General features: G+C 56.2%; 22 protein-coding genes. 2 read left to right on the top strand and 20 right to left on the bottom strand.

Annotated elements, in window-relative coordinates; genetic code table 11:
• Position 1 precedes the first annotated feature (1 nt).
• The 20 genes from J2Y56_RS06590 to rpmH all read right to left on the bottom strand — a co-directional run bounded on the left by J2Y56_RS06590 (position 2) and on the right by rpmH (position 18418).
• Entirely contained in the window at positions 2 to 778 is a 777-nt protein-coding gene (locus tag J2Y56_RS06590; protein ID WP_007948083.1) for a DeoR/GlpR family DNA-binding transcription regulator, read from the bottom strand.
• A 180-nt stretch (positions 779 to 958) separates the two neighbouring features.
• The gene (gene glmU, locus J2Y56_RS06585; protein ID WP_007948084.1) at positions 959 to 2326 is read right to left on the bottom strand and encodes a bifunctional UDP-N-acetylglucosamine diphosphorylase/glucosamine-1-phosphate N-acetyltransferase GlmU; all 1368 of its coding nucleotides are present in this window, start codon (positions 2324 to 2326) and stop codon (positions 959 to 961) included.
• 116 nt (positions 2327 to 2442) lie between these two features.
• Positions 2443 to 2868 carry a F0F1 ATP synthase subunit epsilon gene (locus J2Y56_RS06580; protein ID WP_007948085.1) on the bottom strand — a complete coding sequence of 142 codons (426 nt, stop codon included), beginning with the start codon at positions 2866 to 2868 and terminating at the stop codon, positions 2443 to 2445.
• Positions 2869 to 2913: 45 nt separating this feature from the next.
• Complete coding sequence (gene atpD, locus J2Y56_RS06575) at positions 2914 to 4293, bottom strand: F0F1 ATP synthase subunit beta (protein ID WP_007948086.1); 1380 nt, start codon at positions 4291 to 4293, stop codon at positions 2914 to 2916.
• 27 nt (positions 4294 to 4320) lie between these two features.
• Positions 4321 to 5181, bottom strand: a complete 861-nt coding sequence (gene atpG / locus J2Y56_RS06570) for a F0F1 ATP synthase subunit gamma (RefSeq protein ID WP_007948087.1) — start codon at positions 5179 to 5181, stop codon at positions 4321 to 4323.
• 50 nt (positions 5182 to 5231) lie between these two features.
• Complete coding sequence (atpA, locus tag J2Y56_RS06565; protein ID WP_007948088.1) at positions 5232 to 6776, bottom strand: F0F1 ATP synthase subunit alpha; 1545 nt, start codon at positions 6774 to 6776, stop codon at positions 5232 to 5234.
• 21 nt (positions 6777 to 6797) lie between these two features.
• Complete coding sequence (locus J2Y56_RS06560; RefSeq protein WP_007948089.1) at positions 6798 to 7334, bottom strand: F0F1 ATP synthase subunit delta; 537 nt, start codon at positions 7332 to 7334, stop codon at positions 6798 to 6800.
• A 12-nt stretch (positions 7335 to 7346) separates the two neighbouring features.
• On the bottom strand, positions 7347 to 7817 hold the full coding sequence (locus tag J2Y56_RS06555) for a F0F1 ATP synthase subunit B (protein ID WP_007948090.1): 471 nt from the start codon (positions 7815 to 7817) through the stop codon (positions 7347 to 7349).
• A 56-nt stretch (positions 7818 to 7873) separates the two neighbouring features.
• Positions 7874 to 8131, bottom strand: a complete 258-nt coding sequence (atpE, locus tag J2Y56_RS06550) for a F0F1 ATP synthase subunit C (RefSeq protein ID WP_002555987.1) — start codon at positions 8129 to 8131, stop codon at positions 7874 to 7876.
• Between the two features lie 133 nt (positions 8132 to 8264).
• Positions 8265 to 9134, bottom strand: coding sequence for a F0F1 ATP synthase subunit A (atpB, locus tag J2Y56_RS06545; protein WP_007948091.1), 870 nt, complete (start codon positions 9132 to 9134; stop codon positions 8265 to 8267).
• A 16-nt stretch (positions 9135 to 9150) separates the two neighbouring features.
• Complete coding sequence (locus tag J2Y56_RS06540; RefSeq protein ID WP_007948092.1) at positions 9151 to 9558, bottom strand: F0F1 ATP synthase subunit I; 408 nt, start codon at positions 9556 to 9558, stop codon at positions 9151 to 9153.
• 148 nt (positions 9559 to 9706) lie between these two features.
• Positions 9707 to 10579, bottom strand: a complete 873-nt coding sequence (locus J2Y56_RS06535) for a ParB/RepB/Spo0J family partition protein (RefSeq protein WP_008027541.1) — start codon at positions 10577 to 10579, stop codon at positions 9707 to 9709.
• Positions 10580 to 10588: 9 nt separating this feature from the next.
• Complete coding sequence (locus J2Y56_RS06530) at positions 10589 to 11386, bottom strand: ParA family protein (protein WP_007948095.1); 798 nt, start codon at positions 11384 to 11386, stop codon at positions 10589 to 10591.
• An 18-nt stretch (positions 11387 to 11404) separates the two neighbouring features.
• Positions 11405 to 12049, bottom strand: coding sequence for a 16S rRNA (guanine(527)-N(7))-methyltransferase RsmG (rsmG, locus tag J2Y56_RS06525; protein ID WP_310349330.1), 645 nt, complete (start codon positions 12047 to 12049; stop codon positions 11405 to 11407).
• Positions 12046 to 13938 carry a tRNA uridine-5-carboxymethylaminomethyl(34) synthesis enzyme MnmG gene (gene mnmG / locus J2Y56_RS06520; protein WP_007948099.1) on the bottom strand — a complete coding sequence of 631 codons (1893 nt, stop codon included), beginning with the start codon at positions 13936 to 13938 and terminating at the stop codon, positions 12046 to 12048. The genes rsmG and mnmG overlap by 4 nt, the downstream gene beginning before the upstream one ends.
• Positions 13939 to 14489: 551 nt before the next feature.
• Complete coding sequence (gene mnmE, locus J2Y56_RS06515) at positions 14490 to 15860, bottom strand: tRNA uridine-5-carboxymethylaminomethyl(34) synthesis GTPase MnmE (protein ID WP_007948100.1); 1371 nt, start codon at positions 15858 to 15860, stop codon at positions 14490 to 14492.
• Between the two features lie 79 nt (positions 15861 to 15939).
• The gene (gene yidC, locus J2Y56_RS06510) at positions 15940 to 17625 is read right to left on the bottom strand and encodes a membrane protein insertase YidC (RefSeq protein ID WP_007948101.1); all 1686 of its coding nucleotides are present in this window, start codon (positions 17623 to 17625) and stop codon (positions 15940 to 15942) included.
• A gap of 2 nt (positions 17626 to 17627) precedes the next feature.
• Positions 17628 to 17873: a membrane protein insertion efficiency factor YidD gene (gene yidD / locus J2Y56_RS06505; protein ID WP_310349326.1), complete on the bottom strand. Its 246-nt coding sequence runs from the start codon at positions 17871 to 17873 to the stop codon at positions 17628 to 17630.
• A complete protein-coding gene (rnpA, locus tag J2Y56_RS06500; RefSeq protein WP_027926203.1) occupies positions 17866 to 18267 on the bottom strand; it encodes a ribonuclease P protein component in 402 nt (133 codons plus the stop codon). The genes yidD and rnpA overlap by 8 nt, the downstream gene beginning before the upstream one ends.
• A gap of 16 nt (positions 18268 to 18283) precedes the next feature.
• The gene (rpmH, locus tag J2Y56_RS06495) at positions 18284 to 18418 is read right to left on the bottom strand and encodes a 50S ribosomal protein L34 (protein ID WP_003213577.1); all 135 of its coding nucleotides are present in this window, start codon (positions 18416 to 18418) and stop codon (positions 18284 to 18286) included.
• A 566-nt stretch (positions 18419 to 18984) separates the two neighbouring features.
• Here rpmH and dnaA point away from each other — a divergent pair.
• Positions 18985 to 20508 carry a chromosomal replication initiator protein DnaA gene (gene dnaA, locus J2Y56_RS06490; protein ID WP_007948104.1) on the top strand — a complete coding sequence of 508 codons (1524 nt, stop codon included), beginning with the start codon at positions 18985 to 18987 and terminating at the stop codon, positions 20506 to 20508.
• A 39-nt stretch (positions 20509 to 20547) separates the two neighbouring features.
• Positions 20548 to 21651 carry a DNA polymerase III subunit beta gene (gene dnaN / locus J2Y56_RS06485; protein ID WP_007948106.1) on the top strand — a complete coding sequence of 368 codons (1104 nt, stop codon included), beginning with the start codon at positions 20548 to 20550 and terminating at the stop codon, positions 21649 to 21651.
• The last annotated feature ends 15 nt before the right edge of the window (positions 21652 to 21666 follow it).

The following is a 21666-nucleotide window of genomic DNA, read 5'->3' as shown; positions in this document are numbered from 1 at the left end:
GCTATTTCTCCTGACTGACAGCCGCGCAAATCAAATTGATTCCGCGAGCCTGAATCTGATCGCGCGCCGAAAGCGATAGGCGATCATCGGTAATAAGGGTATGGACGCTGCTCCATGGCAGTTCCAGGTTGGGGATTTTGCGGCCGATCTTGTCGGCCTCCACCATCACGACGACTTCGCGGGCGACTTCTGCCATGACCCGGCTCAATCCCAGTAATTCGTTGAAAGTGGTGGTACCGCGGACCAGATCGATGCCATCGGCACCGATAAACAACTGGTCAAAATCGTAAGAGCGCAGGACCTGCTCGGCGACCTGTCCCTGAAAGGACTCGGAATGCGGGTCCCAAGTACCGCCGGTCATCAACAGCACCGGCTCGTGTTCGAGCTCGCTCAACGCATTGGCAACGTGAAGCGAATTGGTCATCACCACCAAACCTGGCTGTTGACCGAGTTCAGGAATCATCGCAGCCGTGGTACTGCCGCTGTCGATGATGATTCGCGCATGCTCACGAATACGTGTGACAGCGGCGCGGGCGATGGCTTGTTTGTATTTGGAGACGGGCTGGCCGATGTCAGCGACCAGCTCCTGAGGCATGGTGATCGCACCGCCATAACGACGCAGCAGCAGGCCGTTACTTTCCAGCGCCGCCAAATCCTTGCGAATCGTAACTTCCGAAGTTTCAAAGCGCTTTGCCAGCTCATCCACACTCACTTCGCCCTGCTCGTTGAGCAAGGTGAGAATATTGTGTCGGCGTTGGGGTGTATTGCGCTTCGACATGGCTGGGTAAGTTTCGATTCGAAAGATAACGGAAGCAATCAAAACCTATTGGCGAATTTTCGTCAAGCGCGTTGCGATAAAAAGGCCTGTGCATAACTAAAAAATCGCAGCTTGCGGTGGGGTCGCTTTGAGCACCTGCCGCAAACTGCGATTTTTTGATTTTGAAGCGCTGTGGATAACTCAGCTCTTCTTGACCTTTTCCGGCCGCTTCCAGCCGTCGATATTCTTTTGCCGTGCCCGGCCCACCGCCAACTGTGCGTTATCCACATTCTGCGTAATGGTCGAACCGGCCGCCGTGGTTGCACCGGAAGAGATATCCACAGGCGCCACCAACGAGTTGTTGGAACCGATGAACACATCTTCACCCAGCACGGTTTTCCACTTGTTGACGCCGTCGTAGTTGCAGGTGATGGTGCCTGCGCCAATGTTGGTGCGCGCACCGATCTCGGCGTCCCCAAGGTAAGCCAGATGACCGGCCTTCGCGCCTTCACCCAAATGTGCGTTCTTCAGTTCGACGAAGTTACCCACATGCGCGCGAGCCTCAAGTACGGTGCCCGGACGCAGACGCGCGAACGGACCGGCATCGCTGCCCTCGCCCAGAATTGCGCCTTCGATATGGCTGTTGGCCTTGATCACCACGCCTTTGCGCAAGGTGCTGTCCTTGATCACACAGTTCGGGCCGATCACCACGTCGTCTTCGATGACTACTTTGCCTTCGAGGATCACGTTGATATCAATCAGCACATCGCGGCCGACAGTGACTTCACCACGCACATCGAAACGAGCCGGGTCACGCAGGGTCACGCCTTGAGCCATCAAACGGCGGCCGGCGCGCAATTGATAGTGACGCTCGAGTTCGGAAAGTTGCTTGCGGTCATTGGCGCCCTGCACTTCCATGGCATCGTGAGGTTGCTCGGTGGCCACCACCAACCCATCGCTGACCGCCATGGCGATCACGTCGGTGAGGTAGTACTCGCCTTGGGCATTGTTGTTGGAGAGACGGCTCATCCAGCCACCCAGTTGTGCGAAAGGCAGGGCAAGAATGCCGGTGTTGCCTTCAGTGATCGCACGCTCGTCTTCGTTGGCGTCTTTTTGCTCAACGATGGCGGTGACCTTGCCGTTGGTATCACGGACGATTCGGCCATAGCCGGTCGGGTCGTCCAGTTCAACAGTGAGCAAGCCCAGTTGCTGCGGCGCCACTTTCTTGAGCAGGCGTTGCAGGGTATCGACTTCGATAAGTGGCACGTCACCGTAAAGAATCAGTACGGTATCGGACTCAATGAACGGCACAGCCTGTGCTACCGCATGACCGGTACCCAGTTGTTTGTCCTGCAGAACGAAATTCAGATCGTCCGCCGCCAAGCGCTCACGTACCGCTTCGGCGCCATGGCCAATCACTACATGGATGCGCTGTGGATCAAGTTGTCGGGCGCTGTGGATAACATGGCCAAGCATTGAATTGCCGGCGATCGGGTGCAGAACTTTTGGCAACGCCGAGCGCATGCGGGTGCCTTGGCCGGCAGCGAGGATAACGATTTCTAGAGACATGACTGGCTACCAATCCTGGGTGGTCAGCGGCTGCGACCAGGTGATGAAAGTCGGAATAGAAAAAAGGGTAGCCGAGGCTACCCTTTTTAATCAATCGCGCAACAAGTAATGGCCTATCAGTGGCCAAACTTCTTGCGGATCTGCTGGACGGTGCGCAGCTGAGCTGCAGCCTCGGCCAGACGTGCGGAAGCAGAACCGTAGTCGAATTCCGCGCCCCGCTCATGCAAGGCCTTCTCGGCAGCCTTAACGGCTTCCTGAGCGGAGGCTTCGTCCAGGTCGCCAGCGCGTTGCACGGTGTCGGCAAGAACCTTGACCATGTTCGGCTGAACCTCGAGGAAACCGCCGGAGATGTAATACACCTCCTCTTCCCCGCCCTGCTTGACCAGGCGGATCGGGCCCGGCTTGAGATTAGTGATCAACGGCGCGTGACCCAGTGCGATACCAAGATCACCGAGTGCACCGTGCGCAATCACCATCTCGACCAGACCGGAAAAGATTTCTCCTTCCGCGCTGACGATATCGCAATGGACTGTCATAGCCATCTGATTGCCTCAACCTAAATTAGCGCCCGTTTCCGGGCGCCGGGATTACAGTTTCTTGGCTTTCTCGATCGCTTCTTCGATGCCGCCGACCATGTAGAACGCTTGTTCTGGCAGGTGGTCGTAGTCACCGTTGAGGATGCCTTTGAAGCCAGCAATGGTGTCTTTCAGGGAAACGTATTTACCCGAAGAACCGGTGAAGACTTCAGCCACGAAGAACGGCTGCGACAAGAAACGCTGGATCTTACGAGCACGGTTTACCAACTGCTTGTCTTCTTCCGACAGCTCGTCCATACCCAGAATCGCAATGATGTCCTTCAGTTCTTTGTAACGCTGCAGAACGTACTGTACACCGCGAGCAGTGTCGTAGTGGTCCTGGCCGATTACGTTCGGGTCCAGCTGGCGCGAAGTCGAGTCGAGTGGATCGATTGCCGGGTAGATACCCAGGGAAGCGATGTCACGGGACAGAACGACGGTGGCGTCCAAGTGGGCGAAAGTGGTCGCTGGCGACGGGTCAGTCAAGTCATCCGCAGGTACGTATACCGCTTGGATCGAGGTGATCGAACCGTTTTTGGTCGAAGTGATACGCTCTTGCAGAGTACCCATCTCTTCGGCCAGGGTCGGCTGGTAACCTACTGCGGAAGGCATACGGCCCAGCAGTGCGGATACTTCAGTACCGGCCAAGGTGTAACGATAGATGTTGTCGACGAACAGCAGAACGTCGTTACCTTCGTCACGGAACTTCTCGGCCATGGTCAGGCCGGTCAGTGCTACGCGCAGACGGTTACCCGGCGGCTCGTTCATCTGACCGTAAACCAGTGCCACTTTGTCCAGAACGTTGGAATCCTTCATCTCGTGGTAGAAGTCGTTACCCTCACGAGTACGCTCACCCACACCGGCGAACACGGAATAACCGCTGTGCTCGATGGCGATGTTACGGATCAATTCCATCATGTTTACGGTTTTGCCTACACCGGCACCACCGAACAGACCGACTTTACCACCCTTGGTGAACGGGCAAACAAGGTCGATGGCCTTGATGCCGGTTTCCAGCAGGTCGTTGCCGCCCGCTTGTTCAGCGAAGGTTGGCGCAGGACGGTGAATGCCCCAGCGCTCTTCGGTGTCGATCGGGCCAGCTTCGTCGATCGGGTTGCCCAGAACGTCCATGATCCGGCCCAGAGTCGCTTTACCGACCGGTACGGAGATGGCGGAACCGGAGTCGATGACGTCCAGACCACGCTTCAAGCCCTCGGTGGAGCCCATCGCAATGGTACGAACCACGCCGTCGCCCAGCTGTTGCTGAACTTCCAGAGTGGTTGCGGCCGCGCTTTGTACAGTCAGCGCGTTGTAGATGCTCGGTACGCTGTCGCGTGGGAATTCCACGTCGATAACGGCGCCGATGATTTGAACGATACGTCCGCTACTCATAGCTGGATCCTCTGAATATTTGAACCGTTAAACCGCGGCAGCGCCGCCGACGATTTCCGAGATCTCTTGGGTGATCGCAGCCTGACGCGCCTTGTTGTAGATCAGCTGCAAATCGCTGATCAAATCACCGGCGTTGTCGGTAGCGTTCTTCATCGCGATCATCCGCGCAGCTTGTTCAGCCGCGTTGTTCTCGACCACCGCCTGGTAGACCTGCGACTCCACGTAACGAACCATCAAGCCGTCAAGCAGCTCTTTGGCGTCCGGTTCGTAGAGATAGTCCCAGTGGTGCTTGAGTCCTTGATCCGGGGTTGCCACCAGCGGAACCAACTGCTCCACGGTAGGCTGTTGCGTCATGGTGTTGACGAACTTGTTGGATACCACGGACAGGCGGTCAATACGGCCGTCCAGGTAGGCATCCAGCATCACCTTGACGCTGCCGATCAGGTCATTGATCGACGGCTCTTCACCCAGGTGGCTGATAGCTGCTACGACGTTGCCGCCGAAGTTGCGGAAGAAAGCCGCACCCTTGCTACCCACTACACACAGATCAATCTCGACGCCGTTTTCGCGGTTTACCGCCATGTCCTTGACCAGGGCCTTGAACAGGTTGGTATTCAAACCACCACACAAACCACGGTCAGAGCTCACCACAACGTAACCGACGCGCTTTACTTCACGCTCGATCATGAACGGGTGGCGATATTCCGGGTTGGCGTTGGCCAAATGACCAATAACCTGGCGGATGCGCTCCGCATAAGGACGGCTAGCAGCCATGCGCATTTGTGCCCTGCGCATTTTACTGACCGCCACTTTTTCCATGGCGCTGGTAATCTTTTGCGTGCTTTTGATGCTCGCAATCTTACTGCGAATCTCTTTTGCGCCTGCCATGTAACACCTATCAGGTTAGCAAGCGGGAGCCTTGCGGCTCCCGCTGCGGCTTACCAGGTTTGGGTCGCCTTGAACTTCTCGATACCGGCTTTCATGCCCGCATCGATTTCGTCGTTGAAGTCGCCCTTCACGTTGATCTTCGCCATCAAATCGGCGTGATCGCGGTTGAAGAAGGAAATCAGCGCTTGTTCAAAGCTACCGATCTTGGCGATTGCGACGTCAGTCAAGAACCCACGCTCAGCGGCATACAGCGACAGCGCCATGTCAGCAATCGACATTGGTGCGTATTGCTTCTGCTTCATCAGCTCGGTAACGCGCTGACCATGGTCAAGTTGCTTACGGGTCGCTTCGTCCAGGTCAGATGCAAACTGGGCGAATGCCGCCAGTTCACGGTACTGAGCCAGAGCGGTACGGATACCACCGGAGAGCTTCTTGATGATCTTGGTCTGAGCGGCACCACCCACACGGGATACCGAAACACCGGCGTTCACTGCAGGACGGATCCCGGAGTTGAAAATGGCCGATTCCAGGAAGATCTGACCGTCGGTGATGGAGATCACGTTGGTCGGAACGAACGCGGAAACGTCACCAGCCTGGGTTTCGATGATCGGCAGTGCGGTCAGGGAACCGGTTTTGCCGGTCACTGCGCCGTTGGTGAACTTCTCTACATACTCTTCCGAAACGCGGGATGCGCGCTCCAGCAGACGGGAGTGGAGATAGAACACGTCGCCTGGGTAAGCTTCACGGCCTGGTGGACGGCGCAGCAGCAGGGAGATCTGGCGATAAGCCACTGCTTGCTTGGACAGATCGTCATAAACGATCAGCGCGTCTTCACCGCGGTCGCGGAAGAATTCACCCATGGTGCAACCGGCATAAGGTGCCAGGTATTGCAGTGCTGCAGATTCCGAAGCGCTCGCTGCCACGATGATGGTGTTAGCCAGTGCGCCGTTTTCTTCCAGCTTGCGAACAATGTTAGCAATGGTCGATTGTTTCTGACCGATGGCTACATAGACGCAGAAGATTCCGCTGTTTTTCTGGTTGATGATCGCGTCGATCGCCAGAGCGGTTTTACCGATCTGACGGTCACCGATGATCAGCTCACGCTGGCCACGGCCGACAGGGATCATGGCATCGACAGCCTTGTAGCCAGTCTGTACAGGCTGGTCTACCGACTTACGCCAGATCACGCCTGGAGCAACTTTCTCGACCGCATCGGTCAAGGTGTTGTTCAGCGGACCTTTGCCATCAATCGGGTTACCCAGTGCGTCGACTACGCGACCCAGCAGTTCCTTACCAACCGGAACTTCGAGGATGCGGCCAGTGCACTTGGCGCTCATGCCTTCAGCCAGAGACTGGTATGCACCCAATACAACGGCACCTACAGAGTCTTGCTCCAGGTTGAGAGCCATACCGAAGACGCCGCCCGGAAACTCGATCATCTCGCCGTACATGACGTCGGCCAGACCGTGAATCCGCACGATACCGTCAGATACGCTGACGACAGTGCCTTCGTTACGGGCTTGGGAGGTCACATCGAGCTTGTCGATGCGGCCCTTGATAATTTCACTTATTTCGGAAGGATTGAGTTGCTGCATTGCTCTGCTGCCCCTTCAAACTCAAGATTTCAATGCTTCGGCAAGGTTCGCGAGTTTGCCGCGAACCGAGCCATCGATAACCAGGTCGCCGGCGCGGATGACAATGCCCCCAATAAGGGATTTGTCTTCCTCGACTTGCAGGCGCACTTCCCGGTTGAGTCGTGCACTGAGAACCTTGGCGAGTTTGTCTTGCTGTTCTTGGTTCAATGCAAAAGCACTGGTCACTTCAACGTCTACCGATTTCTCTTGTTCGGCCTTGTACAGGTCAAACAGAGCGGCGATCTCCGGCAAAAGCGGGAGACGGTCGTTTTCGGCAACGACGTTAATGAAGTTCTGTGCCTTGGCATCAAACTTGTCGCCGCACACGTCAATAAACGTGGCGGCCTTGTCTGCGCTCGTCAGTCGCGGGGCCTTGAGCACGCGCTGCATAGTGTCGTCTTGCGACACTGCTGCAGCCAGGCCGAGCATGGCTGACCAAGAGGCCAGTTGCTGGTGGGCCTGGGCGTGCTCGAAGGCTGCCTTAGCGTAAGGTCGGGCCAACGTGGTCAATTCTGCCATGATCGCCCTCGCTTAAATTTCAGCAGCCAGTTTGTTTACCAGCTCCGCGTGCGCGTTTTGATCGATTGTGGAACCCAGGATCTTCTCGGCGCCGGAGACTGCCAGGCTACCCAGTTGGGCACGCAGCGCGTCTTTGACACTGTTCAGTTCCTGTTCGATCTCGGCCTGAGCCTGAACCTTCACACGGTCAGCGTCGATACGGGCTTTTTCAACAGCCTCTTCAACGATCTGGTTACCGCGTTTCTTGGCTTGCTCAATGATTTCGGCTGCCTGAGCTTTAGCTTCGCGCAGTTGTTGACCCGCTTTATCTTGGGCCAATTCCAGGTCGCGAGCTGCTCGGGCGGCAGCGTCCAGTCCATCCGCAATCTTCTTCTGACGTTCGTGCAAAGCCGCGATGACCGGAGGCCACACGAACTTCATGCAAAACAGTACAAAAATGAAGAACGCAACGGACTGGCCAATCAGGGTTGCATTAATGTTCACGCCAACACCTCGCTCGTTCGTTACACATCACACCAACTACTCGAAGGTTCGAGTAATTAGCCAGCGAGTTGACCAACGAATGGGTTCGCGAAGGTGAAGAACAGAGCGATACCAACACCGATCATGGTTACGGCGTCGAGCAGACCGGCAACGATGAACATTTTAACTTGCAGCATCGGAACCATTTCTGGCTGACGCGCTGCGCCTTCCAGGAACTTGCCACCCAACAGGCCGAAACCAATTGCGGTACCCAGTGCGCCCAGGCCGATCAACAGTGCAACAGCGATAGCGGTTAGACCAACTACAGTTTCCATCTTTCCTCCCGACTTTTACGTCGTATGGTTTAGGTTTTTTAGATTTTAAAGCGGTAAAACAAATCGTTTCATAGCCCTGTTCGGGCACCCACTCGTTTGACCGAGTGGGACATCAGACTAGTCGAGACTGGTCTTAATGGTTCTCTTCGTGCGCCATCGACAGGTAAACGATGGTCAACATCATGAAGATAAACGCCTGCAGGGTGATGATCAGGATGTGGAACACAGCCCACGCCCACTGCAGAACAATGCCCAGGCCGCTAAGCCAGAGCAGACCACTGCCGAACATCACAGCAATCAGAATGAAGACCAGCTCGCCGGCGTACATGTTGCCGAACAGACGCAGTGCCAGGGAAATTGGCTTGGCCACCAGCGTCACGAACTCCAGCAGGAAGTTCACCGGAATCAGCAGGGCTTGAACGAAGATGTTCTTGCTGCCGAACGGGTGCAGGGTCAGTTCGCCGAGGAAGCCGCCGATGCCCTTGACCTTGATGCTGTAGAAAATGATCAACGCGAACACCGACAGGGCCATGCCCAGGGTAGCGTTCGGGTCAGTGGTCGATACGGCACGGAACGGAATGTGCGAATCGCCAGTGATCAGGATGGCCAGCTGAGGAATCCAGTCGACCGGGATCAGGTCGACGGCGTTCATCAGGAAGACCCAGACGAAGATGGTCAGTGCCAGCGGTGCAATCACCGGGCTACGGCCATGGAAGCTGTCTTTCACGCTGCCATCGACGAATTCGACCAATACTTCAACGAAGTTCTGCAAAGCACCAGGCTGACCGGAAGTCGCCTTCTTTGCCGCCATGCGGAAAAGAAGAACGAAGATCAGACCCAACGCGACCGACCAGCCGAGAGTATCGACGTGGAAAGCCCAGAAGCCCATTTCCTTGGCTTCTGCTGCGGTGTGGGCAAAACCCCACCCGCCAGTTGGGTGCTGACCGAAGGTCAGGTTCTGCAAGTGGTGCTGGATATAGCCCGAAGCGGTTGTCTCTGCCATGGTTGCCTCAAACGCCCTAAGGTCTCGAAAGTCTTGTTCTCATCAGCAGGGGCGCGAACCAGCTGACCAGTTGGGTCAACACGAAGACGCCGAATACAGCTAGCGGCGCCAATGGCTTCACACCTGCAAACGTCAATGCAAAGAGCACTGCCGTCAAAATCAGTTTGCCCGCCTCGCCGGCATAAAATGACCGGACGATGGCTTGAGCTGCTCGGGCGCCGGAAAACCGAAATGCCCTGTGAGCGAAATAAACATTGGGAAGCAAGGCTATCAGGCCTCCGCAGAGTCCTGAGTACCCGGCTACGACTCCATGCCAGTACCAGAGCGCCAGGGCGGCCAGTACCAAAACGACAAATTGAGCCAGTAAGACCGGAAAAACTGCCAGGCGATGGAACGGCAAGCGGTTTGGCGTGCGGCTCTCCATCGTTTTTGCTCCCCAATGATCGGCTGCCAGAATTCAATAACTTGGCATAATTTGTGCCGACAAAATGCGCGCAGAGTATAGGGGCGGTTCAGCCCCTATTCAACTGTCAGGTAGTGATTTCCGACTGCACGCTACATGAGGAAATGTTTCAACGAATGTGTGCAAGCACACCCTGTAACTCGTCGAGGGAGTTGTAACCAATCACCAACTGCCCCTTCCCCTTCTTACCGTGGCGAATCTGCACCGCAGAGCCTAGGCGCTCAGCCAGACGCTGTTCAAGTCGGGCTATATCCGGGTCCGGTTTTACCGGTTCGGCAGGTTCCTGTTTGCCACTCAACCACTGGCGAACCAGTGCTTCAGTCTGGCGCACAGTCAGCCCCCGTGCGACAACGTGTCGCGCCCCTTCTACCTGTTGATTCTCCGGTAAACCGAGCAAAGCCCGCGCATGACCCATTTCCAGGTCACCGTGCGACAGCATGGTTTTGATAACCTCCGGCAACGCGATCAAGCGTAGCAGGTTGGCCACGGTCACGCGGGATTTGCCCACCGCTTCGGCAACCTGTTGCTGAGTCAGCTGGAATTCCTGCTGCAAACGCTGCAACGCCACGGCTTCTTCGATCGGATTGAGGTCTTCACGCTGGATGTTCTCGATCAGCGCCATGGCGATGGCCGTTTCATCCGGTACATCACGAACCATCGCCGGGATGGTTTCCTGGCCGGCCTGCTGGCTCGCGCGCCAGCGGCGTTCGCCGGCGATGATTTCGAAGCGACCACTACCGATCGGGCGGACCACGATCGGCTGCATCACACCCTGGGCCTTGATCGACTGCGCCAGTTCTTCCAGTGCTTGAGGATCCATATCCCGACGGGGTTGGTACTTGCCACGCTGGATCAAATCCAGGGGCAGGTGCTGCAACTCACGTTGATCGGCTTGAACCGCTTGTTCTTCCAGCGAGCTGACAGTCGGACCACTCAGCAGTGCATCCAGTCCACGTCCGAGACCTCGTTTCTTGACGGCCATGGGGATTCCTTAAGTTGCCTGAGCAGCGGCGGTGCGTGAGTTTTTGCGTTGACGGCGAACCATCTCGCCCGCCAAAGCCAGATAGGCAATGGCGCCCCGCGATGACTTGTCGTACGCCAATGCCGGCATCCCGTAACTAGGCGCTTCGGCCAGGCGGATGTTGCGCGGAATCACGGTGTCGTAGAGCTGCTCGCCGAAGTGTTCCTTGAGCTGTGCGGACACATCGTTCATCAGGCTCAGGCGCGGGTCGTACATGGTCCGCAACAAACCTTCGACTTTCAGATTCGGGTTCAGCAGTTCGGCGATGCGCTTGATGTTATCCACAAGGTCGCTCAGACCTTCGAGCGCGAAGTACTCGCACTGCATGGGGATAATCACCCCATCGGCGGCAACCAGTGCGTTCAGCGTCAGCATCGATAACGACGGCGGGCAGTCGATCAAAATGTAATCGTAGTTTTCACGGATCGGCGCCAACGCACTGCGCAGGCGGCTTTCCTTCATCTGCATTTCCAGCAGAACCACTTCAGCCGCCGTCAGGTCACGGTTAGCCGGCAACAACTGGTAACCACCGTGTTCGGAGAAGTGCATGGCCTGGGCCAGGTCGCATTCACCGATCAGCAGGTCGTAGACCGAGTTTTCCAGACCGTGTTTATCCACACCGCTACCCATGGTGGCGTTGCCCTGTGGATCGAGATCGATCAGCAGTACCCGACGCTTGGTAGCGACCAGGGAAGCTGCGAGGTTGATGCAGGTGGTGGTTTTACCCACACCACCCTTTTGGTTCGCAATCGCGAATACCTTAGCCATTCTTGCTTGTGTTCCCAATCATGCCGTGCGGCGCAGTATCAGCAGATGGCGTTGGCCTTGGCAACCAGGTACGGCCAGGGCGTGTTCGCTATCGAGGTGGAAGTCTGCCGGCAATGCTACCAGCTCATCAGCCGGATGAACGCCCTTCATTGCCAACCAACGTGTATCGGCGTCGCCGAGGTGGCGAGTCCAGTTGCTGAAGTTCTCCATGCTGCTGAACGCCCGGGAAATGATCCCGTTGAACGGCTGTGCAGGCTGGAAGGCTTCGACGCGACTGTGGATAACTTGCAGGTTATCCAGTTTGAGTTCGAGTTTGACCTGGGTCAGGAAGCGGGTTTTCTTGCCGTTGCTGTCCAGGCAGGTCACTTGGGACTCTGGAAACAGGATGGCCAACGGAATGCCCGGCATGCCGCCGCCGCTGCCGACGTCCAGCCAACGACCGTTTTCGATGAACGACATCACGCTCAAACTATCGAGCAAGTGACGAGAGACCATTTCGTCCGGATCGCGCACGGCGGTCAGGTTGTAGGCCTTGTTCCATTTGATCAACAGGGCCAGATAACCCAGCAGCTGCGCGTGCTGGGCTTCTGTCAGTGTGACACCGAGCTGGCGAGCACCTGTGGATAACTCTTCGGCGTGTTGCGAGGTGACCAACGAACTCAAGCGCTTTGCTCCAACTGACGGCCCGCGCCGCGTTTTTTCAAATGAATCATCAACAGCGAAATGGCTGCCGGGGTTACGCCCGGGATACGTGACGCCTGGCCCAGGGTCTCTGGACGGGTCGCACCGAGCTTGCTCTGGATCTCTTTGGAGAGACCGGAAATATTCGTGTAATCGATATCCACAGGCAGTTTTGTATCTTCGCTGGCCCGCAGACGTGCAATTTCATCCTGTTGACGGTCGATGTAACCGGCGTACTTGGTCTTGATTTCGACCTGTTCGGCGACCTGCGGATCATCTGCACCCCCGCCAGTCACGGCGATCAGGCCAGCGTAGTCGATTTCCGGACGGCTCAAGAGGTTGAGCAAATTGTATTCGTGGGTCAGCGGAGTGCCGAACTTTTCGGAAATTGCATCGCCCTGCTCGGTGCCAGGGCGAACCCAAGTACTTTTCAGACGCTGTTCTTCCAGGTCGATGCTTTCACGTTTTTTGCAGAATGCCGCCCAACGCGCGTCATCGACCAGACCCAGCTCGCGACCTTTTTCGGTCAAGCGCAGGTCGGCGTTGTCTTCGCGCAGGATCAGGCGGTACTCGGCACGGGAAGTAAACATCCGGTACGGCTCTTGAGTACCGAGGGTAATCAGGTCGTCGACCAATACACCGATGTACGCCTCGTCGCGGCGCGGGCACCAGGCCTCTTTGCCTTGTGCGCGCAGTGCAGCGTTGGCACCGGCCAGCAAACCCTGGGCGCCGGCTTCTTCGTAACCGGTGGTGCCATTGATTTGCCCTGCGAAAAACAGGCCGCCTATCACTTTGGTTTCCAGGCTGTACTTCAGGTCACGCGGGTCGAAGTAGTCGTACTCGATGGCGTAGCCAGGTCGAACGATGTGCGCGTTTTCCATGCCACGGATCGACTGCACGATCTGCAATTGCACGTCGAACGGCAAGGAGGTGGATATCCCGTTCGGATACAGCTCGTGGGTGGTCAAACCTTCCGGCTCGATAAAGACCTGATGGCTTTCCTTGTCGGCAAAGCGATGGATCTTATCTTCGATCGACGGGCAATAACGCGGGCCGATGCCTTCGATCACCCCGGAATACATCGGCGAACGATCAAGGTTGGAGGCAATGATTTCGTGAGTCCGGGCGTTCGTGTGGGTAATCCAGCAGCTCACCTGTTTTGGATGCTGCTCTTTGGACCCCATGAACGACATCACCGGGATCGGTGTGTCACCTGCTTGCTCGGTCATGACCGAGAAATCCACGGAACGACCGTCGATGCGTGGTGGCGTACCGGTTTTCAGGCGACCTACACGCAGTGGCAATTCACGCAGACGGTGAGCCAGGGCGATCGATGGCGGATCACCGGCTCGACCACCGGAGTAATTCTGCATTCCGATGTGGATAAGTCCGCCGAGGAAGGTGCCAGTGGTCAACACCACAGAGTCCGCGAAGAAACGCAGGCCCATTTGGGTGACAACACCACGCACTTGTTCCTGCTCGACGATCAAGTCGTCAGCGGCTTGCTGAAATATCCACAGGTTCGGCTGGTTCTCCAAGGCTTCGCGGACAGCGGCTTTGTACAGAACCCGATCTGCCTGAGCGCGAGTTGCACGCACGGCCGGGCCTTTGCGGCTGTTCAACACGCGAAACTGGATGCCGCCTTTATCGGTTGCCATGGCCATCGCGCCGCCAAGGGCGTCGATTTCTTTGACCAGATGGCTTTTACCGATCCCGCCAATGGCGGGGTTGCAACTCATTGCTCCGAGGGTTTCCACGTTATGCGTCAGCAACAGGGTTTTTGCACCCATACGTGCTGAGGCCAGTGCTGCCTCGGTACCGGCATGACCGCCGCCGATGACGATCACTTCAAAACGGGAAGGGAAATCCACCACGCACCTCGTGCCTGCTTCAGTTAGGTAATCAGAAATGGTTTGAGCTCAGGTTTCTGGACCTGGTCGGCAAGTATAGGGACTTCGTCCTTCCTAAAGAACCCTTTGCACAAAATTTAACCAGCTGTGGAGAAGTCGGGGTTATAGAAATTAAAAAGAGAGAAATTTATTAAATCTTTGTTTTTATGTTTATTTCTACTGAGGTGCCTTTCTGTGGATAGATTGCTACAGGCCTTTATTATCAATATGTACAGAGATTCAAAACCCTGTGGTCATGTGGCAACGAGGCCCTTGGATAACCGGTTTAAGCCTGTGGATGAAAGCGGTGGTTATCCACAGAGGCGGTTATCTTCAGTTTTTAGGCCCTGTTATCAACTGCCCTTAGACGCAGTTATTCACAGGGCTTAATCCACAGAAAAACCTGGATTGAGCAAATCCCGGATACGGAAAAGCCGCTCAAGCAGAAGCAATCAGCTCGGCACTGCTGGAAAATTTACAAAAAAGGAGGGAGCAGACAGGCGCGAATGTCCTGTCTGTGAACAACGAAAGGGCTATTTACCGATACAGAAGCTGGAAAAGATTCGTCCCAACAGATCATCAGAGCTGAATGCACCGGTGATTTCACCCAGCGAGTGCTGAGCCTGACGTAAATCCTCGGCCAGCAACTCGCCGGCACCTGCCAGGGTCAACTGCGTGCGGCCGTGCTCAAGAGATGCGCTGGCATGACGGAGTGCCTCAAGGTGACGCCTGCGTGCACTGAAGCTGCTCTCTGAGGTTTGCTCGTAACCCATGCAAGCCTTGAGGTGTTCGCGCAGTAACTCCAGACCTTCGCCCGCAGACTTGGCACTCAAGCTGATCGTGACGTGGCCATCTTCACTGATTTCCAGGGCAATGGCTTCGCCGGTGAGATCCGCTTTGTTCCGGATCAGCGTGACTTTCGCTGGATCGGGGCGGATTTCGAGGAATTCCGGCCACAATGCGAAGGGGTCTGACGCTTCAGGAGCAGTCGCATCGACGACCAGCAACACGCGATCCGCTTCACCGATGGCTTTCAACGCGCGTTCAACACCGATTTTTTCCACGTGATCGTCAGTATCTCGCAGACCAGCGGTATCAACCACGTGCAGCGGCATGCCATCAATGTGGATATGTTCGCGAAGAATGTCCCGGGTTGTGCCCGCAATTTCGGTCACGATCGCCGCTTCCCGCCCCGCCAGGGCATTCAACAAGCTGGACTTACCAGCATTCGGCCGACCGGCAATTACCACCGTCATCCCGTCCCGGAGCAAGGCGCCTTGCCCGGCTTCGCGCAACACTGTGGATAATTCATCGCGTACTTTGTCGAGCATGGCCAAGACATGACCATCGGCAAGGAAGTCGATTTCTTCCTCTGGAAAGTCGATGGCCGCCTCGACATAGATGCGCAGGCCTATCAGTTGCTCCGTGAGGTTATGCACACGCTGGGAAAAGGCGCCCTGCAAGGAACGCAGTGCGTTGCGTGCAGCTTGTGCAGAACTTGCCTCGATCAAGTCGGCGATGGCTTCAGCCTGAGCCAGGTCGAGTTTATCGTTGAGGAAGGCGCGCTCACTGAATTCGCCGGGGCGGGCAAGACGGCAGCCCAGTTCCAGGCAACGTTTGAGCAGCATATCCAGAACGATCGGCCCGCCATGGCCCTGCAGTTCAAGCACGTCTTCGCCGGTGAAGGAGTTCGGTCCCGGGAAATACAACGCGATGCCTTCGTCCAGCACCTCTTCGTTTGCACTGAGGAACGGCCCGTAATGGGCAAACCGGGGTTTCAGTTCCCGACCGCTGATGGCCTTGGCTGCAAGGCTCGCCAACGGTCCGGAAATTCGGACAATGCCTACGCCGCCTCGACCTTGAGCGGTCGCGACAGCTGCGATGGTTTCACGAGGAGCGCTCATAAACCGGTATCCAGACAAAAGTGACAGATAGCAAAACGCCCCACTAGGGGGCGTTTTGAGTGGTTATCTACAGTGTAAATCAGGCAGCTGCGTTGGCAGCCGCTTCAACTTTACGTGTGATGTACCACTGTTGGGCGATGGACAGGCAGTTGTTCACTACCCAGTACAGCACCAGACCAGCCGGGAACCACAGGAAGAAGAAGGTGAAGATGATTGGCATCAGCTTCATTACCTTGGCCTGCATCGGGTCCGGAGGTGTCGGGTTCAACTGCTGCTGGATGAACATGGTTGCACCCATGATGATCGGCAGAATGAAGAACGGATCCTTGATCGACAGGTCAGTGATCCACAGCATGAACGGCGCTTGGCGCATTTCAACGCTTTCCAGCAGAACCCAGTACAGCGAAAGGAATACCGGCATCTGCACGAGGATTGGCAAGCAACCACCCAGCGGATTGATCTTCTCTTTCTTGTACAGCTCCATCATGGCTTGCGACATTTTCTGCCGGTCATCGCCATGTTGCTCTTTCAGCGCGGCCAGTTTCGGAGCCACTGCACGCATGCGCGCCATGGATTTGTAGCTGGCGGCCGACAGAGGGAAGAAAATCCCTTTGATCAGCATGGTCAGGAAGATGATCGACCAGCCCCAGTTACCGACCAGCGCGTGGATATGTTGCAACAGCCAGAAGATTGGCTGGGCAATGAACCACAGAATGCCGTAGTCGACGGTCAATTCCAGACCTGGGGACAACTCTTTCAGGACTGCCTGGCTTTTCGGCCCGGCGTACAGAACAGCGCTGACTTCAGCTTTCGCACCTGGCGCAACGGTGATTGCCGGGGCGGTATAGCCGATGATGTAGTTGCCTTTGCTGTCTTTACGGGTCTGGACGACATTGTTTTCGCCCTTCGCCGGAATCCACGCAGTCACGAAGTAGTGTTGCAACCAGGCAACCCAACCACCGTTGACGGTTTCTTTCAGCGCAGCCTTGTCCATGTCCTTCATCGACACTTTCTTGTACGGCTCGTTACTTGTCCACAGGGCTGCGCCCAGGTAAGTCGCGGTGCCGGTGGCAGTGCTGGAAGAAGGATCGGAGCTGGCATCACGCTTCAGTTGGGCGAACATCGCACCCGACCAAGGTTTGGCGCTTTCGTTGTCGATCAAGTAGGAAACGCCGACATCGTACTGGCCGCGTTTCAGAGTGAAACGCTTGATGTAGTTGACGCCGTCCTTGCTGAATTTCAGGTCTACGACCAATTGGTCCTGACCGTCAGCCAGTTGGTAAACCTTTTTCTCCGAGGACCAGACCGGACGACCGGCAGGACTTGCATCCGGACCATCAGTGCCGATCAAACCGCTTTGAGCCAGATAAGTCAGCTCGTTGCCGTTATCGAACAACTGGAACGGGATATCCGGATGGTCCTGGCGACGTGGATACAGCGGCAGCGTCAGCTGGGCAACATCCCCACCTTGTGGATCGACGGCCAGGTTGAGCACATCCGTTTTGATCTGGATGAGGTCTTTGCTTGCAGCTACTGGTGTTTCAGCAGGTGCAGTGGCACTGGTATCGCTTGCGGCGCGTGGAATGTCGTCACTGACAGAAGCATTATTGCCAGTAGCCGTATCCGGTAAGCCCGGTGCGGTAGTACTGGAAGCAACATTCTGAGTCGGCAGGGCAGCCTGACCATAGTCCTGGTTCCATTTAAGAACCATAACGTAGGACACGATTGCCAGGGCGACGATCAGGATCGTGCGTTTGATATCCATGATTACTCGGCCATCGAAGAAGAACGGGAGGTAGGGATAAATGGAACCGGGTCATAACCACCGGGATTCCACGGATGACAGCGACCTAAACGACGAAAGGTCAGCCAGCCACCGCGCAGAAGGCCATGATTTTCTATGGCTTCATACGCGTAGCAGGAACAACTGGGGTAGAAGCGACAGTGACTGGCCATCAGAGGACTAATGGCATAGCGATAAAACTGGATCGGAACGAGTGCCAGTTTACGCATCGGGACTGTCTACCCCTACAGTTTCGGTTTTGACTGCTGGTACCGGCGTGCTGCGTGCCAGACGCTTCCAGAGTTTGCCGAAATGCTGAATCAATTCGGGGTTTTCTACGTCACCCAAACCTTTGCGCGCGACGATAACGATGTCCCAGCCGACCAGTGAATCCTGGTGCAGACGGAACGATTCGCGCATCAGACGTTTGAGGCGATTGCGCTCGACGGAGAGCTTTACGCTCTTTTTCCCGATAACCAACCCGAGACGGGGGTGATCAAGATCGTTGTTGCGCGCAAGGAGCAGGAGATTTTTCCCCGGAACCTTGCCGGTAGGGGAGTCAAAGACTGCCTTGAAATGCCGGGGAGTAAGCAGACGCTTTTCCCGACTGAAGTCCTGACTCACCTCCAGTGCCGGATTATCAAACTGCCAGACGCGCACGACCTTTGGCGCGACGACGCGACAGGACGGCACGACCGTTCTTGGTAGCCATGCGAGCACGGAAACCGTGGGTACGAGCGCGTTTGATAGTGCTTGGTTGGAAAGTACGTTTCATTGTCGTGTTACCTGGTTCGTCCACAACGGGCCGGAATGGCCCCCGTTTTAAGAGACCGGGGATTCTAGAGAAAGCAAGCCTCTAGGTCAATTTCCAACCAACGTTTCCTTATAAATAGATCTCCAGAGGTTTTGCCCGTGATTAACCCGCCGTCAGAAATAAATATAAGAAAGGAATTATTTAAAGCTTTTCTGTAAAGCTTATAAAAGCTAGGCAAGCGATCATCTGTGGATAACTGCCTTTGAGCCTTCTAATCCGTGCTGTACAGAGAATGACAACTACCGTGGAAAACAGGGGGCAGCCTGTGCTGCGCTGTCGGATAACCTGTGGGTGAAAGGGCTTGTTATCCACAGGCTGGTTATCCACCGAGTTTCCCCCCTACTTGTGCAACGACCTTAGACCCGGTTATCCACAGAGCTTATGCACAGACCACTCGTCGTGTTTTTTGCGTATAAAGCGTTGATTGTTCTTGTTCAGTGATCCACCTACGTGTGGATAAGTCGGCGTCTGGTCGCTACAATGGCCGCTTGTTTTTGCCTCACCGGCTTTCAACTTAGGGGATATCCGTGTCAGTGGAACTTTGGCAGCAGTGCGTGGAGCTTTTGCGCGAAGAGCTGCCAGCCCAACAATTCAACACTTGGATCCGTCCACTACAGGTCGAAGCCGAAGGCGACGAGTTGCGTGTCTACGCACCGAACCGCTTTGTTCTCGACTGGGTCAACGAAAAGTATCTGGGCCGCGTTCTTGAACTGCTCGATGAGCACGGCAACGGCATGGCGCCGGTGCTGTCCTTATTAATAGGCAGCAAACGCAGTTCGGCACCGCGTGCTGCTCCGAATGCGCCGTTGGCTGCCGCTGCGTCTCAGGCTCAGGCTGCTCAAGCACCCGTGAGTGCTCCGGCACCAGCGCCGACTGCCAGCGCACCGACCAAACGTGCAACGCAAAAAGTGGCCGAGATCAATGAAGAGCCGTCCCGCGACAGCTTCGACCCGATGGCTGGCGCGAGCTCGCAACAAGCACCGGTGCGCTCCGAACAGCGCACCGTGCAAGTTGAAGGCGCGCTCAAGCACACCAGTTACCTGAACCGCACCTTCACCTTTGAAAATTTCGTTGAAGGTAAGTCCAACCAATTGGCCCGGGCCGCGGCCTGGCAGGTGGCGGACAATCCCAAGCACGGTTACAACCCGCTCTTCCTTTATGGCGGCGTTGGCTTGGGTAAGACCCACTTGATGCACGCTGTGGGTAACCATCTATTAAAGAAGAACCCGAATGCCAAGGTCGTTTACCTGCATTCCGAGCGTTTCGTGGCTGACATGGTCAAGGCGCTCCAACTGAATGCGATCAACGAGTTCAAGCGCTTCTACCGTTCGGTGGATGCGTTGCTGATCGATGACATTCAATTCTTCGCCCGCAAGGAACGGTCCCAGGAAGAGTTTTTCCACACCTTCAACGCCCTGCTTGAAGGTGGCCAGCAGGTCATTCTCACCAGTGACCGCTACCCGAAAGAAATTGAAGGCCTTGAAGAGCGTCTCAAATCCCGCTTCGGCTGGGGCCTGACGGTTGCCGTCGAGCCGCCGGAGCTGGAAACGCGCGTCGCGATCCTGATGAAAAAGGCTGACCAGGCCAAAGTCGATCTGCCACATGACGCCGCGTTTTTCATTGCCCAACGCATTCGCTCCAACGTCCGTGAGCTGGAAGGCGCGCTGAAACGCGTGATCGCCCACTCGCACTTCATGGGCCGCGACATCACCATCGAACTGATTCGCGAATCCCTGAAGGACTTGTTGGCGCTGCAAGACAAATTGGTCTCTGTGGATAACATTCAGCGCACGGTCGCCGAGTACTACAAGATCAAGATCTCCGACTTGCTGTCCAAGCGTCGTTCACGTTCGGTCGCACGTCCGCGTCAGGTTGCAATGGCATTGTCCAAAGAGTTGACTAACCACAGCCTGCCGGAAATCGGCGATGTGTTTGGCGGCCGCGACCACACCACTGTTTTGCACGCCTGCCGCAAGATCAACGAACTTAAGGAATCCGACGCGGACATCCGCGAGGACTACAAGAACCTGCTGCGTACACTGACCACTTGATGAACACCAGCGCAGCTTATTAAGGCAAGGGACTAGACCATGCATTTCACCATTCAACGCGAAGCCCTGTTGAAACCCCTGCAACTGGTCGCAGGCGTCGTCGAGCGCCGACAGACCTTGCCGGTGCTCTCCAACGTGCTGCTGGTTGTCGAAGGCCAGCAATTGTCGCTGACCGGTACCGACCTGGAAGTCGAGCTGGTCGGTCGTGTGCAACTTGAAGAGCCGGCTGATCCAGGTTCCATCACTGTGCCCGCGCGCAAGTTGATGGACATCTGCAAGAGCCTGCCAAACGACGCGCTGATCGACATCAAGGTCGACGAACAGAAACTGGTAGTGAAGGCTGGCCGTAGCCGCTTCACCCTGTCGACCCTGCCGGCCAACGATTTCCCTACCGTGGAAGAAGGCCCCGGCTCGCTGACCTGCAGCCTGGAGCAAAGCAAGCTGCGTCGCCTGATTGAGCGCACCAGCTTTGCAATGGCCCAGCAGGACGTTCGTTACTATCTGAACGGTATGCTGCTGGAAGTCTCGGCCGGCATCATTCGCGCCGTGGCCACCGACGGTCACCGTCTGGCCATGTGCTCGATGCAGGCCGATATCGGTCAGCCGGATCGCCATCAGGTCATCGTTCCACGCAAGGGCATCCTTGAACTGGCACGACTGCTGACCGAGCCGGACGGCATCGTCAGCATCGTCCTGGGTCAGCACCACATCCGTGCGACCACCGGCGAGTTCACCTTCACCTCGAAACTGGTTGACGGTAAATTCCCGGATTACGAGCGTGTTCTGCCTAAAGGCGGCGACAAGCTGGTACTCGGCGACCGTCAAGCGCTGCGTGAAGCCTTCAGCCGTACTGCGATTCTGTCGAACGAGAAGTACCGTGGTATCCGTCTGCAACTGGCCAACGGCCAGCTTAAAATCCAGGCAAACAACCCGGAACAGGAAGAAGCGGAAGAAGAAGTTGGCGTTGAGTACAACGGTGGCTCCCTGGAAATCGGCTTCAACGTCAGCTATCTGCTCGACGTGCTGGGTGTGATGACCACTGAGCAAGTTCGCTTGATCCTGTCCGACTCCAACAGCAGTGCGCTGGTGCAAGAGTCCGACAACGACGACTCGGCTTACGTTGTCATGCCGATGCGCCTGTAATCATGTTCAGCAGAA

Source organism: Pseudomonas sp. BE134, assembly GCF_031456105.1.
Classification (GTDB): domain Bacteria; phylum Pseudomonadota; class Gammaproteobacteria; order Pseudomonadales; family Pseudomonadaceae; genus Aquipseudomonas.
The sequence above is the reverse complement of the archived record's forward strand: the minus strand, read 5'-3'. Positions and strand labels throughout refer to the sequence as shown.